17 protein-coding genes are annotated in these 16,304 nt (G+C 33.9%); 12 read left to right on the forward strand and 5 right to left on the reverse strand.

The features are described from left to right. On the forward strand, window positions 1–1,248 hold the full coding sequence (locus N7659_RS01545) for an MFS transporter (RefSeq protein WP_263275486.1): 1,248 nt from the start codon (window positions 1–3) through the stop codon (window positions 1,246–1,248). Continuing rightward, on the forward strand, window positions 1,245–2,297 hold the full coding sequence (locus N7659_RS01550) for an ArsR/SmtB family transcription factor (RefSeq protein ID WP_263275487.1): 1,053 nt from the start codon (window positions 1,245–1,247) through the stop codon (window positions 2,295–2,297). Before N7659_RS01545 ends, N7659_RS01550 begins: the two co-directional genes overlap by 4 nt. Before the next feature lie 17 nt (window positions 2,298–2,314). On the opposite strand, the gene N7659_RS01555 is transcribed toward N7659_RS01550, so the two are convergent. Continuing rightward, window positions 2,315–2,500, reverse strand: a complete 186-nt coding sequence (locus N7659_RS01555) for a 4-oxalocrotonate tautomerase (protein WP_263275488.1) — start codon at window positions 2,498–2,500, stop codon at window positions 2,315–2,317. A 159-nt stretch (window positions 2,501–2,659) separates the two neighbouring features. Between N7659_RS01555 and N7659_RS01560 the strand changes: the two genes are divergently transcribed. The 8 genes from N7659_RS01560 (at window position 2,660) to N7659_RS01595 (ending at window position 9,074) form a co-directional block, all read left to right on the forward strand. Next, entirely contained in the window at window positions 2,660–3,559 is a 900-nt protein-coding gene (locus N7659_RS01560) for a hypothetical protein (RefSeq protein WP_263275489.1), read from the forward strand. Continuing rightward, window positions 3,556–3,846 (forward strand): DUF4176 domain-containing protein, encoded by a 291-nt coding sequence (locus tag N7659_RS01565; RefSeq protein ID WP_263275490.1) that lies wholly within the window; start codon window positions 3,556–3,558, stop codon window positions 3,844–3,846. The genes N7659_RS01560 and N7659_RS01565 overlap by 4 nt, the downstream gene beginning before the upstream one ends. A gap of 161 nt (window positions 3,847–4,007) precedes the next feature. After that, window positions 4,008–4,577 (forward strand): thymidine kinase, encoded by a 570-nt coding sequence (locus N7659_RS01570; RefSeq protein WP_263275491.1) that lies wholly within the window; start codon window positions 4,008–4,010, stop codon window positions 4,575–4,577. A 16-nt stretch (window positions 4,578–4,593) separates the two neighbouring features. Next, entirely contained in the window at window positions 4,594–5,673 is a 1,080-nt protein-coding gene (prfA, locus tag N7659_RS01575) for a peptide chain release factor 1 (RefSeq protein ID WP_263275492.1), read from the forward strand. Further along, window positions 5,673–6,503 carry a peptide chain release factor N(5)-glutamine methyltransferase gene (prmC, locus tag N7659_RS01580; protein WP_263275493.1) on the forward strand — a complete coding sequence of 277 codons (831 nt, stop codon included), beginning with the start codon at window positions 5,673–5,675 and terminating at the stop codon, window positions 6,501–6,503. Before prfA ends, prmC begins: the two co-directional genes overlap by 1 nt. Then, window positions 6,496–7,089: an L-threonylcarbamoyladenylate synthase gene (locus N7659_RS01585; RefSeq protein ID WP_263275494.1), complete on the forward strand. Its 594-nt coding sequence runs from the start codon at window positions 6,496–6,498 to the stop codon at window positions 7,087–7,089. Before prmC ends, N7659_RS01585 begins: the two co-directional genes overlap by 8 nt. 11 nt (window positions 7,090–7,100) lie before the next feature. Continuing rightward, window positions 7,101–8,351 (forward strand): serine hydroxymethyltransferase, encoded by a 1,251-nt coding sequence (gene glyA / locus N7659_RS01590; protein WP_263275495.1) that lies wholly within the window; start codon window positions 7,101–7,103, stop codon window positions 8,349–8,351. Between the two features lie 114 nt (window positions 8,352–8,465). Further along, the gene (locus N7659_RS01595) at window positions 8,466–9,074 is read left to right on the forward strand and encodes a lysozyme family protein (protein ID WP_263275496.1); all 609 of its coding nucleotides are present in this window, start codon (window positions 8,466–8,468) and stop codon (window positions 9,072–9,074) included. 119 nt (window positions 9,075–9,193) lie between these two features. Here N7659_RS01595 and N7659_RS01600 read toward each other — a convergent pair whose 3' ends face one another. The 4 genes from N7659_RS01600 to N7659_RS01615 all read right to left on the reverse strand — a co-directional run bounded on the left by N7659_RS01600 (window position 9,194) and on the right by N7659_RS01615 (window position 12,791). After that, on the reverse strand, window positions 9,194–10,912 hold the full coding sequence (locus N7659_RS01600) for a phospho-sugar mutase (RefSeq protein WP_263275497.1): 1,719 nt from the start codon (window positions 10,910–10,912) through the stop codon (window positions 9,194–9,196). 83 nt (window positions 10,913–10,995) lie between these two features. Beyond that, on the reverse strand, window positions 10,996–11,562 hold the full coding sequence (locus N7659_RS01605) for an ECF transporter S component (protein WP_263275498.1): 567 nt from the start codon (window positions 11,560–11,562) through the stop codon (window positions 10,996–10,998). After that, complete coding sequence (coaC, locus tag N7659_RS01610) at window positions 11,552–12,112, reverse strand: phosphopantothenoylcysteine decarboxylase (protein ID WP_263275499.1); 561 nt, start codon at window positions 12,110–12,112, stop codon at window positions 11,552–11,554. The genes N7659_RS01605 and coaC overlap by 11 nt, the downstream gene beginning before the upstream one ends. After that, window positions 12,105–12,791 carry a phosphopantothenate--cysteine ligase gene (locus tag N7659_RS01615; protein WP_263275500.1) on the reverse strand — a complete coding sequence of 229 codons (687 nt, stop codon included), beginning with the start codon at window positions 12,789–12,791 and terminating at the stop codon, window positions 12,105–12,107. Before N7659_RS01615 ends, coaC begins: the two co-directional genes overlap by 8 nt. Window positions 12,792–12,954: 163 nt before the next feature. Between N7659_RS01615 and N7659_RS01620 the strand changes: the two genes are divergently transcribed. Together N7659_RS01620 and cls are read left to right on the forward strand one after the other, a co-directional pair. Continuing rightward, a complete protein-coding gene (locus N7659_RS01620) occupies window positions 12,955–14,625 on the forward strand; it encodes a formate--tetrahydrofolate ligase (RefSeq protein ID WP_263275501.1) in 1,671 nt (556 codons plus the stop codon). A 40-nt stretch (window positions 14,626–14,665) separates the two neighbouring features. Further along, complete coding sequence (gene cls / locus N7659_RS01625) at window positions 14,666–16,240, forward strand: cardiolipin synthase (protein WP_263275502.1); 1,575 nt, start codon at window positions 14,666–14,668, stop codon at window positions 16,238–16,240. The last annotated feature ends 64 nt before the right edge of the window (window positions 16,241–16,304 follow it).

Below are 16,304 nucleotides of genomic sequence, written 5' to 3' on the forward strand. Positions count from 1 at the left end.
ATGAAAAAAGTTTTTCGTAATTCATTATTCATGTTAAGCTTTCTTTCAGACATGATTTCAAATTTTGGTGATATTCTTTATTACTATGCCCTTATGAATTATGTTCTTTTAATTCCTGAAACAAAAATAGCAGTAGCACTTGTCAGTATTTCAGAAACTTTACCGATAATCACTGGCTTTGTTATGGGGATTTATGCTGATAAAACTAAAAATAAAGTTGATACGATTTTGTACACACTGATTTTTAGATTTTTCTTATATGCAGTAGTTGGTATCTTGATGGGCTTTCAACCTGCTCTTTGGATAGTCATTATTGCTATTCTTATCAATCTTTTTTCAGATGTTTCAGGTCAATATGAAAATGGTTTGTTTACCCCACTTAGTCTAAGAATTGTTTCAGATGATGATAGAGAAGCAGCGATTAGTTTTAGACAGGCAGCAGGTTCTGCTTTATCAATTATTTTACAACCAACAGGTGCAGTATTAATCACTTGGTTGAGTTTCCAACAGTTAGCCTTTGCTAACGCAGGGACCTTTGCCTTAGCTGGACTGATTATCTATAGTATTCGTACAAAATTACAAGGACTGTTAATGGAAAAACCCATAGAAATAACAACTCCTGAATCAAATCAGTCAATTTTTAAAAGCATGAAAGAAAATATTCTTTTAATCTTTCAGGAATTGAAAAAAATTCCTGAAGTTAAATTTTCTATGGTGATTGCACCAATTTTTAACGGTCTATTTAGCATTCTGGGTGTTGTTGTTCTTTTGTTAATCAATCAAGATGCTAATTTTGTCATTCTTAACGTACCAACAACCATTATGGCATTACCTCTTGCCTTTACGTTAGGAACAATTATTGGTAGTTTTTTAGCACCTAATGTGTTTAAAAATATCTCACTAATAAAAATGATTTTCATCATTGCTTTTTTCCCACCAATTATCTTTTTATGTTTGCTTTGGCACAATAGTTATGTCTTTATGACGTTTATATTAATCATGGCGATACTATCAGCTGTCATTAACCCTAAGATGTCCGCAAAATTAATGAATAGTCTTCCTGAAGATAAGATTGCTAGTCTGATGTCAGGGATTGGTTCTTATTTTCAATTAGGAACAATTGCAGCTAGACTCTTAATTTCAGCCTTAGTCATCGTTTTACCTCTTAATCTCATTTTAATAACCTTTTTAGTAGGTTCTATTCTATTACTCATCTATACCATTTATAAAGCAAGGAGTTTAAAATGACAATAAAACAAAGTAACGACCACCAAAGTATGATTTTAGAATTTTTAATAGCACCTGTTTTTTTCAATTCACCTTTTGAAGATTATCTTGTTGATATGACTAGTAAACAAAAAGAAATATTGTTAGACACGTTACCAGATACCGATCAACTAATAGAACTTTTTTCAAAGTATCAAGAACAAATAAAGCAATTTTATCTAGCTATTCCCTATAATAGTTCAATTACTTCGGCCTTTTATTTTTATCTTCTTAATCAAAAGAAAGATCCAAAGACGATAAAAGAAGTAGTGGCTTTATTTAAAAAACTAAGTGAAGAAGAAGTCAAATATGTTTTGTCTTTATTAATTAGTAATGATTTTTCAGAAACAAGTGAAAAAGAATTTAACTATATCACTGCAATTGAAACATCTGATTTAAAAGCCGATGAAAAATGGTATTGGCTGCAAGCCTTTAAGCATCCTAAAGAATTTATGACTGGTCTTTGTGACTTAATCCTTACCTTTCAACCAATCTATCAACCCTTTTATCAAAAATATCAAAAAGAAAGAGAAGAGTTTGCCAAAAGATTTGATGTTAAAAAAACATATTTAAAGATTCCTAATATTTCTAAAGAATTTATTACAAATTTACTTGATTCGCCCTATAAAATTTTCTTTTTAAGTCCTTATTTAATACGATTGTCAATTACTAAGATATCTTCATTAGTTAATGTTCCCTATTTAATCATTGCTTCAAGTAGAATTAATGAGATTTATGACGCCAATGATAAGCTTGATAATGAGGATTTGACTTCAGTTTTAAAAATTATGAGTGATGTTACCAGATACGAGATTTTTGCCGCTTTAACTAAGCCAGATATTAAGATTAAAACCATTGCAGAAAATCTTGGAATAACAAGTTCTGCGGTGACTTTTCACACGCAAAAATTAGTCAATTCGAAACTCTTAACCATCAACAAATCAGATGATAATGTTAAGTATAATCTCAATAAAGAATTATTAAAAGATGTTATTAAGAAACTAGAAAATGACTTATTAAATGACAATTAAAAAGGTTGAGAAGTTGCTCAACCTTTTCGTTTGATTTCACCATGAGGAAAGTAACTTCCCTCAACCATGTCGTTGATAAAGACATGAATATCCTCTTTAGGTGCCTTAGTATGCTTTGAAACAATATCAGCAACATCACGCGCCAAATCAATTTTTTGCTGTTCTGAACGTCCTTCAAATAGATCAATTTTTACAAATGGCATAATGGACTCCTTTATACTTTGATAATGACATTCTAACATAAATAAGAAAAAGAATATAATAAAAATTTGTTTTAAGCGGTTTTAATAACAATTAAAATATGCTAAGATAGAGTAATAAAAATTGATTTCATAGATTTTAAAAATTTTTAAGGAAAAGAAATGTCTAAAAAAACATTATTTGGAGCTAGTTTTGACCAATCAAAAAAAATAGTAACTGAAGATATTTTAACTGAGGATGGTGCCGGTATTGGTGTCTTATCGTCAATGAGTTTTTGGCGAAAATGTTTGGCTTTTGTCGTATTAGCATTAGTCTTTATTGGATATTTTATTGGAATTGCGTTTCCTGAAGGAATGTTAAATGCTCCTAATGAAGATATTAAAATCATTTCACAATCAACCGCTCATTTAATGGGCGTTATCGGAATACCTATGCGTCCAATTATTGAGCTATTTATGTACAGTTTTGTAGCATTAGTTTTTATTAATTTCATTCCAAAATTAAATTATGCCCATCAACTTGTTTATGGTTGGCTGACTATGATTTTTTTTGCTATTTTTGGGCTTTTTTCTGTTCTACCATTGGCAACAGCTCTTACACTTGGTGCCTTTGGTTCTTTAGCATTTATATTACAAGTTCTAATCATTATCTATTTTGGAACATTGAAAATAAGGTCAACAATTTCTAATATCAAAGGTCAACTTTATCACCACAAACAACCCGCTAAGGATTGGATGACATTATTACAAACCCTTATCAAAAAGTATGGTGGTTTTCTGCTCTTATTATCGATTTTAAATCGCTGGTTTTTCCACTTCGGAGACATCAATAAAGGTGGTTTTGAATTATTTAGCTTGATTTATGGTTGGATATTCCTATTCTTTTCAATTGGCTATATTTTAATGTTACAATTTATAATCAAACATATAGTGACAGTTTTTTATTTCTTTAAATACCGAAACGAATATCGCACTTACTTTAAGATTCCCAATGAAATTTGGTATGGTAAATTACGTGGCAAACTAAAAAATAAATTAAAAAACAAAAGGAGAACAAAATGACAGAATTATTACCTCTAGGAACAATTGTTTACTTACAAGACTCAACAACAAAAGTCATGATTATTGGAAGAGGTCCAGAGTTTAATTTAGACGGTGAAGAAGTTTACAGTGATTATGCGGGAGTTGTCTATCCAGAAGGGATTAATCCTGAGGATTCTATCTTTTTTAATCAAGAAAACATTGAAAAAGTCGTTTTTGAAGGTTTTAAAGACGAAGAAGAAGATGAGTATTTAACAGAGTATAAAGAGTGGGAAAATGAACTAACTGTCAAAAAAGCAAAAATGTAAGTATCTAAACCGGTTTATCACCGGTTTTTATTATGATTTCTCAATGCTATTAAAATTTATCTTCGACAATCAAAATTCTTTATAGTTACTAAAGATTTACATGAATAGTTGCTAGAAATATGTTAAAATAGTAAGGACATTAAAAATAGGAGAAGGATATTTTGGCACAGTTATATTATAAATACGGAACAATGAATTCTGGCAAGACCATTGAGATCTTAAAAGTGGCTCATAACTATGAAGAACAAGGGAAACCCGTGGTTATCATGACCAGTGCACTTGATACTAGGGATGGTTTTGGCGTTGTTTCTAGTCGGATTGGCATGAAAAGAACGGCCATTCCTATTTCTGATGATATGGATGTTTTTTCTTATATCGCTAACCTAGAGGTCAAGCCTTACTGTGTTTTGATTGATGAATCTCAATTTTTAACTAAAAGAAATGTTTATGACTTAGCCAAAGTTGTTGATGAACTAGATGTTCCGGTAATGGCATTTGGTCTAAAAAATGATTTTCGAAATGAGCTCTTTGAAGGATCTAAATACTTGCTTTTAATGGCTGATAAGATTGAAGAGATTAAAACCATTTGTCAATTTTGTAGTAAAAAAGCAACCATGGTCTTAAGAACGGTTCAAGGAAAACCTGTCTATCAAGGAGAACAAATCCAAATCGGTGGCAATGAAACCTACATCCCCGTTTGTCGTAAACACTACTTTAACCCAGAACAATAAAAAGGAATCACATATTATGAACATTTATGATCAGTTAGAATCGGTTGAAAACCGCTATGAAGAACTAGGAGAACTCTTGAGTGACCCAGAAGTTGTTAGTAACACTAAACGATTTATGGAACTCTCAAAAGAAGAAGCTAGTTTACGCGACACAGTCGCAACATACAAGGAGTATAAAGACGTTCTCCAAGCCATTACGGATGCTGAAGAGATGATTAAAGACTCTGGAGGCGATGCTGACATTGAAGAAATGGCCAAAGAAGAATTAAAAGAGTCAAAAGCTCAAAAAGAGGAGCTTGAAGAAAGGCTTAAAATTCTTCTTTTACCAAAAGATCCTAATGATGATAAAAATATTATCTTAGAAATTAGAGGAGCTGCTGGTGGTGATGAGGCTGCTTTATTTGCAGGTGATCTTTTAACCATGTACCAAAAGTATGCAGAAGGCCAAGGCTGGCAGTTTGAAGTAATGGAAGCCAGCACCAACGGTGTTGGTGGTTTAAAAGAAGTGATTGCTATGGTATCAGGCCAGTCAGTCTACTCTAAGTTAAAATATGAAAGTGGTGCTCACCGTGTCCAACGTGTTCCTGTGACTGAAAGTCAAGGACGTGTTCATACTTCAACCGCGACGGTTCTTGTTATGCCAGAAGTGGAAGATGTGGAGTATGAAATTGATCCAAATGATCTTCGAATTGATATTTACCATGCCTCAGGTGCTGGTGGACAAAACGTCAATAAGGTAGCCACTGCTGTTCGTATTGTCCATTTACCAACCAATATCAAAATTGAAATGCAAGAAGAGCGTACGCAGCAAAAAAATAGAGACAAAGCGATGAAAATTATTAGAGCAAGAGTGGCTGACCACTTTGCTCAAATTGCTCAAGACGAACAAGATGCTGAACGCAAATCAACCATTGGTACTGGTGATCGCTCTGAACGCATCAGAACCTATAATTTCCCTCAAAATCGTGTGACAGATCATCGTATCGGTTTAACCTTACAAAAACTAGATACTATTTTAGCCGGAAAACTTGATGAAGTGGTAGATGCTCTTGTTTTATATGATCAAACTAAGAAATTAGAAGAGTTAAACAACTAATGAATTACGCTCAAATCTTTTCACAACTCGAAACAGAAATTGAAGAAACAGGTGCCGAAAAAGAAGCCTTAGAATATGTTTTTTTAGTTAAAAAGAATTGGTCAAAAACAGATTTTATTTTAAAACAAAATGAGTCTGTTCCACAAAAAGACTATCAATTATTATTAGAAATTACTAATCAACTAAAAGGCCATTATCCTGCACAATATCTTGTGGGTGAGGTTGATTTTTATGATACTTGTCTTCAAGTTGATGAACGTGTTTTGATTCCAAGACCCGAAACGGAAGAGTTGGTAGACTTGATTTTAAAAGAAAATCTTGAAAATGACTTAAGCGTTCTTGACATTGGAACTGGAAGTGGCGCGATTGCGATTGCACTTGCGAAAAAGAAGCCATCCTGGTCTGTTTCAGCTTCAGATATCTCTCAAGAAGCTCTTGTTTTAGCTAAGGAAAATGCAAAACAAAATCGTGTCAAGATAAATTTTTACTTATCAAATGTTTTTGATGCTATTGATGAAAAATTTGATATTATTATTTCTAATCCACCTTACATTGCAAACTCTGATAGTGACGAAGTTGATAAAAACGTTATTTTATATGAACCCCATAATGCATTATTTGCTGATAATAATGGATTAGCCATCTATGAACAAATCGCTAATGAAAGTAAAAATCATCTCAAGCAAAACGGCAAAATTTACCTAGAAATTGGGTATAAACAAGGGGAGTTGGTAAAAGAACTATTTCAAGCTTCTTTTCCAAACAAAACCACTTGTATTTTAAAGGATGCCTTTGGACTTGATAGAATGGTGGTGATTGCAGATGACTAGTGTATCAGAGATTTTAAAAAATGGTGGGGCAGTTGTTTTACCGACAGAAACAGTTTACGGACTATTTGCTAAAGCATTTGATAAAACAGCTGTAGATAAGGTCTATCAACTCAAACAAAGACCCTTAGACAAAGCTTTAAATCTCAATATTTCTTCTTATGAGGAAATGATTAGCTATTCAAGTAATCAGCCAAAGTATCTTAAAAAATTATACGATTGTTTTTTACCTGGTCCACTAACTATTATTTTAGAAGCTAACGATAAGGTTCCTGAATGGCTTAATTCTGGAATGAAGACCATTGGTTTTCGAGTTCCAAAACACCCTTTAACCCTTCAATTTATTAGAGAACATGGGCCCTTGATTGGTCCGTCCGCAAATATTTCTGGTAAAAAAAGTGGTGTTTATTTTGATGATATTATGGTATCATTTAATGGTAGGGTCTCTGGCATTAAAGATGATGCTTTTTTAACAGGATATGATTCAACGATTCTTGATTTATCCGGTGAAAAAGCAAAAATTTTACGTCAAGGTACTATCACAAAAACAGATATTTTGTCATGTCTACCAGAAATGACATTTGAATAAAAGGAGAAGTTATGATTTTTGATAAAGAAGATTACAAAGCCTTCGACCCTGAGGTCTGGGATGCCGTTGTTAAAGAAGAGGAACGCCAGCAAAACAATATTGAACTGATTGCTTCTGAAAATGTTGTTTCAAAAGCAGTCATGGCAGCACAAGGCACTATTTTAACCAATAAATATGCTGAAGGTTATCCTGACAAACGTTACTATGGTGGTACTGATGTTGTTGATATCATTGAAAACTTAGCGATTGAACGCGCCAAAAAACTATTTGGAGCTTCATTTGCCAATGTTCAACCCCACTCAGGTAGCCAAGCCAATGCAGGTGCTTATATGGCTTTAATTGAACCAGGAGATACTGTTCTTGGAATGGATTTAGCTGCTGGTGGACATTTAACTCATGGGGCTTCAGTAAGCTTCTCTGGAAAAACCTATCATTTTGTTCCTTACACGCTTAACCCTGAAACCGAAATGATTGACTATGAAGAGTTACAAAAACTAGCTACTGAACACCAACCAAAATTGATTGTTGCTGGAGCATCAGCTTATTCAAGAACTTTAGATTTTAAAAAATTCCGTGAAATTGCTGATAGTGTTAATGCTTATCTTGTTGTTGATATGGCTCATATTGCCGGATTAGTAGCAGCAGGATATCATCCTAATCCAATGCCTTATGCTCATGTTGTTACATCAACAACCCATAAAACTCTTAGGGGCCCACGTGGTGGTTTGATTTTAACTAATGATGAAGCAATCGCTAAAAAAATTAATTCAGCCATTTTCCCTGGTCTTCAAGGTGGACCGTTAGAACACGTCATTGCTGCAAAAGCAGTTGCTTTTAAAGAGGCACTTGATCCTGAATTTAAAACCTATATTAAAAATGTTGTGGCAAATGCAAAAGCGATGGCTGATGTTTTCGCAAAAAATGACAATTTCCGTGTCATTTCAGGTGGCACTGATAACCATCTTTTCTTAGTTGATGTCACTAAAGTAATTGAAAACGGAAAACTAGCCCAAAACGTACTAGAAGAAGTTAATATTACTCTCAACAAAAATTCAATTCCTTTTGAAACACTATCACCCTTTAAAACATCTGGTATAAGAGTTGGTACACCAGCCATTACTAGTCGTGGTATGGGTGAAAAAGAAAGCATTAAAATTGCTGAAATGATGATTAAAGTGTTAGAAAATCATGATAATCAGTCTGTTTTAAATGACGTTAAAGCTGAAATTAAAGCTTTGACGGATGCTTTTCCTTTATACTAATTAAAAAGAAAACTGTAGCACTATATAGCTAATCATTTTCTTATAGTATTTCACCTTCAAAATGGAATGTCGCTTGATTAATCTTATGAGCATTAAAGAAAGATAGAATAAACGATGATTAAAAAAATAAGAACGATTGTCATCATTCTTTTGTGTCTTTTTATTGGCTACCATTCCATAACCGTTTTTCGTAATGTTAAAACTGTTTTGTCTTATCGAACAATGGTAAGAGAAGTTTTAGCTGAAAATGATACGCCTGCAAATGAAGACCTCATTTTGGCAATGATTTACACTGAAACCAAAGGTCGTGAAGGTGATGTGATGCAATCCAGTGAAAGCTCTACAGGAGAGGTTGGAACAATCACCGATAACAAAGAGAGCATCAGACAAGGTGTTTTGGTTTTGTCAGAAAACTTGATAGAAGCTAAAAAATCTGATGTTGATGTGTGGACTGCTGTCCAGGCCTATAATTTTGGGCAATCTTATATCTCATATATTGCTAAAAATGGTGGCGTTAATACGATTGAGCTTGCTAAGATATACTCAAGAGATGTCGTTGCACCTAGTTTAGGAAATGATACAAAAGAAACGTATGACTATTTTACACTAGTTTCATTGTTTTATGGTGGTGGTAAACTTTACCGAAATGGTGGCAACAGTTATTACGCTAAACAGGTACAAATGAACCTTTATCTTATTAAATTTGTAGACTTTATCAATTAAATTAAAACAGACTAGGACATGATGTCCTGGTCTGTTTTCGTTATTAATAAGCTAGATAAAAGAATAAAAATAGTATAGAATTCTTTCATCAACAATGAAAATGATAGTTTATTTTTAATTTAGTTGATAAAGGCTTTAATCTCAGCTTCAATGGCATCAATTTTTGCCAGAGAGTCTTCAAGAGTATCGCCAACAGTAGCAACATAGAATTTGATTTTTGGTTCTGTACCAGAAGGTCTAACGGCAAACCAAGAATCATCTGCCAGAGTGTATTTTAAAACATCACTTGGAGGTGTAGAAAGAGAAGTTACGTTACCTTCACTATCAGTAGCTGTTTGTTTTTTGAAATCTTCCACTTTTACAATTGTAGTTTGATTAAAGCTACTTGGTGCCTTATCACGGAACTTACTCATAATCGCCTTAATTTGACTAGTGCCATCCACACCAGAAAGTTCCATTGAAATTGTTTTTTCTGAGAAGTAGCCATATTCTTGATAGATTTCAGCAATACCATCTGAAAGTGTTAAGCCTCTTGAACGATAATAAGCAGCAATTTCTGCAATCAATAAAACTGCTTGGATGGCATCTTTATCACGTACAAATGGTTTGACAAGGTAACCAAAACTTTCTTCAAAACCAAACATATACGTAAATTTGCCGAAATCTTCAAACTCTTGGATTTTTTCAGCAATAAACTTAAAGCCAGTTAACACATTAAACATAGTCGCATTGTAGCTTTCAGCAATTTTAGTTACCAATTCAGTGGAAACAATTGATTTAGCAAGAGCAGCATTAGCAGGTAAAGTACCAGCTTGTTTATGTGCTTCTAGAATATATTTTGCCATAATAGCACCAATTTGATTACCAGATAAGTTTTGATAACTGCCATCAGCTAAACGAATTTCAACACCTAGACGATCGGCATCTGGATCGGTTGCAATCAAAACATCTGCACCAATATCACGACCAAGTTCCTCAGCAAGAGCAAATGCAGCTTGGCTTTCAGGATTTGGTGATTTGACAGTTGAAAATTCAGGATCAGCAGTTGCTTGACTTTCAACAACTGCAACGGATTCAAAACCAGCTTGTGCTAAAGCACGACGTGCAAGCATTTCACCAGTACCATGAAGTGGCGTATAGACAATTTTCATGTCTTTGCCATAGTCATCAATGAGTTTTTGATTAATAGTCACTGATTTAACTTCTTTAAGGTATTCACTATCAACATCCTCAGCGATGATTTGAATGAGTCCGCTGTTTTTTTGAGCTTCAAAATCAGCTATAGCAATTTTAAAAGGATTGTCAATAGCACGAATAAAGTTTGTTAAAGCATCCGCATCAGCTGGTGGCATTTGCCCGCCATCTTCCCCGTATACCTTATAACCATTAAAAGGAGCTGGGTTGTGGCTTGCTGTAATCATAATTCCTGCAAAGGCATTTAAATGACGAACTGCAAAAGACAATTCTGGTGTTGGACGAAGGCTTTCAAAAAGGTAAGATTTGATACCATGATGTGCCAAAACACTGGCTGCATCTTTTGCGAATTCGGGAGAAAAGTGTCTAGAATCATAAGCAATAGCCACACCACGTTTTTTGGCATCTAGTCCCTTTTCTTCAATGAGTTGAGCCAGTCCTTCAGTTGCTTGACGAACAACAAAGATATTAATACGGTTAGTACCAGCACCAATGAGAGCTCTCATACCAGCTGTTCCAAATTCAAGATTAGTATAAAAAGCATCTTCCTTTGTTTTTTCATCCATTGAAAGCAATTCATCGTGTAAATACTTTGGAAGATTTGGTTCATTTAGCCATTTGTTAAAATTATCAGTATAGGTCATAAATTTTTCCTCTTTCTAAATAACTTAAGCGCCTTAATTATATCATGTTTAAAACTAAAAATCACGGTTGCCCGTGATAATTTTTAGATTTTTTCTATCCTTGGTACAATGATACTTGTCATGAATGAAGCAATAATTAATTCAGCGATAGAATTGCTTGAAATAACAGTTGCGAGTAATTTTTGAATATTACCATCATAAACCGATGCAAATAAAAGAAAAATGCCAGTTAGAACAAAAATTGTATTTGTTAATGAACCGATACCACCAGCAACGAGTAAACCAGCTCTACCTTTCATAAACTTATAAATGAAATATGGAAAAATACCAATTAAAACACGAGGTAGAATGGCGATTACTAGTGAAGAAAAATTACCATTTGGTACAAAGGGTGAAAATAAGTAGCTTGTGGGTAATATAATAATTGTATTAGTTATCACACTCATAAGCCCCATTAGACCACCCAATATCCCACCAGTTTTGGGACCATAAATAATGGAAGCGATAATCACTGGAATATGAACCAGTGTTGGCTTAATGGGAAGTGGCAACCAGTTAAAAATAAAAGAACTCAATAAATGAATCACAAGCATAACAGCAAAAAAGATAGCAATGGTTGCGATAGATTGTGATTGGTTTTTATTTCTCATTAAAATACTCCTCTACTTTTGTAATAATAGTATCTATATCAGCTAAAGCACCTTTTCCGACATCACCACAAGCTAGTAGTGATGATTTAGGTGGGATTTCTTGAAAACCAAATTCTTTTAGCGTTTTTAAATTTTTCTGAGTGACAGGATGTTCATACATTTTTGTATTCATAGCAGGGGCAAATAATCTTGGAACATTTAAAGGAAGAGCAAGTATGGTTCCAGTTACAATATTATCAGCCAAGCCATTAGCTAATTTTGCAATCGTATTAGCACTAGCAGGTGCAACAAGCAATAAATCAGTTTGTTTCCCCAATTGAATGTGATTGACAAATCTTGGATCATCTTCAGCCATGATATCTAAATGAACAGGATTACCAGACAGGACTTGTAAAGTTAATGGTGTAATAAAATGAGTCGCTTTTTCAGTCATTAAGACTTGAATATTGTAACCACGTTTTTTAAGTGTACTGACTAAATCAGCAGCTTTATAGGCTGAAATACTACCAGTAACTGCTAATGTAATTGTTGGATAAAGACCGTTAGGCATTTTTTATCACCCTTTCATAAATTAATTGAGAGATTTCTTTTTTTGTATCAGCTTCATATATTTCTGTTTCTGATACTAGGTAGGCATGATGAGTAAGAGAAGTGATTTCACGTAAATCATTGGCTAGAATATAGTCAGCTTGGTTTGTCACCAAGCTTTTTTTAGCGGTTTCTATCAATTCATCTTTTGAGACATTAACTAATAATTTAAAGCCAATTAAGCGAATAGAAGGATTCCATTGCTTGACTAAACTAATCACCTTTGGTGTTTTCTTTAAAAATAACACTTGATAGTCACTATCTGAAGAAATCTTAGTTTCCGTATTTTTTTGTTCTAAAAAGAGTTCTAACTGTTCAGCATTTTTAACTGTTTCAAAGTCAGTCATAAAAACAGGTGTATAATCTGAAACTGCCATACTATGAATCAAGACATCGTGTGTCTTCACAAGAGGTTCAACAGTTTCAATAAGATTTGCGACATCATTTATTTCAACAATACTTAAATGCGGATGTGAGCTAGGTTTTACACTAGATTTTGTCGTCACTAGAGTAACTGACTCACCTTTACTTAACAATTCCTCAGTAATGATTTTACCTAAGGTTCCTGTTGCGTGGTTTGTAATACTACGCACATTATCAATTTTTTCGCTGGTTCCACCAGAAGTAACTAAAATTCTCATAAGAGTATTTTACACAAAAAAAGGCATTAGGTAAAAGATTTGTTACTGACATTTCAATATATTTTAAAAAATCAAGATGAGTAATAGCTTATTTTAAATAAAAACATGTATTTTTGTAGGGGTTTTGGTATACTAATAATATAAAATAAAAGAGGAGCCTTCTATGCAAACTGATATCCAAATCGCTCAAAGCACCCCCTTAAAACCTATTGTTGATATTATCAATAAAGTTAATATCTCACCTGATGATGTTGAACTTTATGGTAATTATAAGGCAAAATTATCTTTTGATAAAATTAATGCCGTTAAATCAAATCCACTAGGAAAACTTATTTTAGTCACTGCTATCAATCCTACTCCAGCAGGAGAAGGAAAATCAACGATTACTATTGGTCTAGCAGACGCTCTTAGCCAAATTGGTAAGAAAACAATGATTGCGCTACGTGAACCATCAATGGGTCCAGTTATGGGAGTTAAAGGTGGTGCAACAGGTGGAGGTTATGCACAAGTTCTTCCAATGGAAGATATCAATCTGCATTTTACTGGAGACATGCATGCTATCACTACAGCTAACAATGCTCTATCCTCTTTAATCGACAATCACCTGCAACAAGGTAATGAACTTGGTATCGACCAACGTCGCCTTCTTTGGAAACGTGTTGTTGACTTAAATGATCGTGCGCTTAGAAAAGTCATTGTTGGTCTTGGAAGCCCATTTAACGGAGTTCCAAGAGAAGATGGTTTTGACATTACTGTAGCCAGTGAAATTATGGCCATTTTATGTTTGGCAACTGACCTTTCTGATTTAAAAGCAAGATTGGGTAGAATTGTGATTGGCTACAAATCAGACAAAACACCAGTTTCAGTTAGTGATTTAAAAGCAGAAGGTGCCTTGACTCTAATCCTAAAAGACGCTTTAAAACCAAATCTCGTACAAACCATTTATGGTACACCAGCCTTTGTTCATGGTGGTCCTTTTGCCAACATTGCACATGGTTGTAACTCTGTTTTAGCAACCTCAACAGCACTTCGTTTAGCGGATTATACCGTTACAGAAGCAGGATTTGGAGCTGACCTCGGGGCCGAAAAATTCCTAGATATCAAAGTGCCACAACTGCCTAAAACACCAGATGCTATTGTTGTAGTTGCCACACTTCGTGCCTTGAAAATGCATGGAGGGGTACCAAAAACAGACTTAGAAAAAGAAAATATCGAAGCCCTTACTCAAGGTTTTGCTAACTTAGAGCGTCATGTTAATAATATGCGTCAATACGGTGTGCCAGTTACTGTGGCCATTAACCGTTTTGTGTCAGATACCGAAAAAGAAATTGAAACATTAAAAAACCTCTGCCAAAAGATTGATGTCCCTGTTGAGTTAGCAACAGTATGGGCTGATGGTGGAAAAGGAGGAGTTGCTTTAGCCAATACTGTTGTTAATTTAATTGACAAACAGCCTAGTCAATATCAAGAGCTTTATGACATTTCTGACACTATTGAAGAAAAAGTAACTAAGATTGTCACTAATATTTACGGTGGCAAGTCAGTCACTTTTTCAGCCAAGGCTAAAACCCAGATAAATGAACTCAAACAAAATGGTTGGAATAACTTACCAATCTGTATGGCAAAAACACAATATAGTTTCTCTGACAATCCAAGTCTTCTTGGTGCACCAATAGACTTTGAAATAACCATTAGAGAATTCGTTCCTAAAATCGGCGCAGGATTTATTGTTGCATTAACAGGAGATGTTTTAACCATGCCTGGATTACCTAAACAGCCGGCTGCTTTAAATATGGATGTTACTGATGATGGCGTTGCACTAGGCTTATTTTAGACGTTTTTTAAATAGTTGAAGTAAAAGAGGGGGATAAATAATGAGCGGTCAAAAAAATACTGTCGTTAAATTACTTGATAAAAGTAAAAGAGGTATTTTAAGAGGGGTTTTTAGTCGCTTAACGCTCTTTCTTGTCCTCATCATCCTACAAATTATTCTGATCAATTTCTTTTTTCTCAAGCTAGAAGATTTTCGTGTTCCTCTAAAAATTATTGAAGCGATTGTCATTGCAGGATCTGTTATTTTTCTTGTCAATAGCAAGATGGACACAACTTCTATTATCACTTGGCTTTTGGTCATTTTTCCATTTCCAATACCAGGAACCATGTTTCTTATCTATACAAAAAATGATTTGGGTTATCGGGAACTTAAAAAACGCATTAAAGAATCGATTTTAGAAGTTTCTCCCTATTTTCATCAAAAATCAGATATTTTGACTGAATTAAAAAAAGAGCATCTCATTACCTACAATCTGGCTAAATATCTTAACAGACGTGGTGGTTATCCCATTTATAAAAATCCTGACATCACTTATTTTCCTAGTGGAATGAAAAAATTTATTGCCTTAAAAGAAGAATTACAAAAGGCAAAAAACTTTATCTTCTTGGAATATTTCATCATTGATGAAGGGACCATGTGGGGTGAAATTTTAGCTATCCTCGAAGAAAAAGTCAAAGAAGGTGTTGAAGTTAGAGTCATGTATGATGGAATGATTGAATATTCGACCCTATCACCTGATTATAAGAATAGATTAGAAAAAATTGGTATTAAAGCGCGTGCATTTGCACCAATGTCACCATTTTTATCAACCTACTACAATTATAGAGATCATCGTAAAATTTTAGTGATTGATAACAAAGTGGCTTTTAATGGTGGGGTTAATCTTGCTGACGAATATATCAATCTTGTCAATAAATATGGTTACTGGAAAGACTCAGCAATCATGGTCAAGGGTGAAGCTGTCAGTTCTTACACTTTAATGTTTTTACAAATGTGGGCAACATACGATAAAACCGATGACATTAAGAACTATTTATTACCTAATAGAATTAATGATGACTGTCACCAAGGTTTTGTGATTCCTTATGCAGATTCGCCACTCGATAACGAAAAAGTTGGTGAAAATGTTTATATTGATATTTTAAATAATGCCAATGAATATGTTCATATCATGACTCCCTATCTTATTCTTGATAGTGAACTAGAACACGCCTTAAAATTTGCTGCAGAACGAGGCGTTGATGTCAAAATTATTGTTCCAGGCATTCCTGACAAAAAAATACCCTATATCCTAGCCAAACGTTATTTTCCATCTTTGATTGATTCTGGTGTTAAAATTTACCAGTTTACGCCAGGTTTTGTACATGCTAAAAACTTTGTTAGTGATGATAATAAAGCAGTAGTAGGAACCATTAATCTGGATTATCGAAGCCTTTATCATCATTTTGAATGCGCCACCTACATGTATCAAACGAAAAGTATTAGTGCTATTGAAGATGATTTTCAAAAAACACTCAGCAAAAGTAAGAAAGTAACAATTGAATCCTTAAATAGTGAAAATATTTTTGTAAGAGCCGCTGGTTTTATTATAAGATTAATTGCACCACTTTTATAAACAGCTTTCTTTACACAGTAACACATTTAAGGTATAATCAATTTATGCGATGAGTCGATAATGG

It is taken from the genome of Streptococcus sp. CSL10205-OR2, from assembly GCF_025660655.1.
GTDB lineage: Bacteria > Bacillota > Bacilli > Lactobacillales > Streptococcaceae > Streptococcus.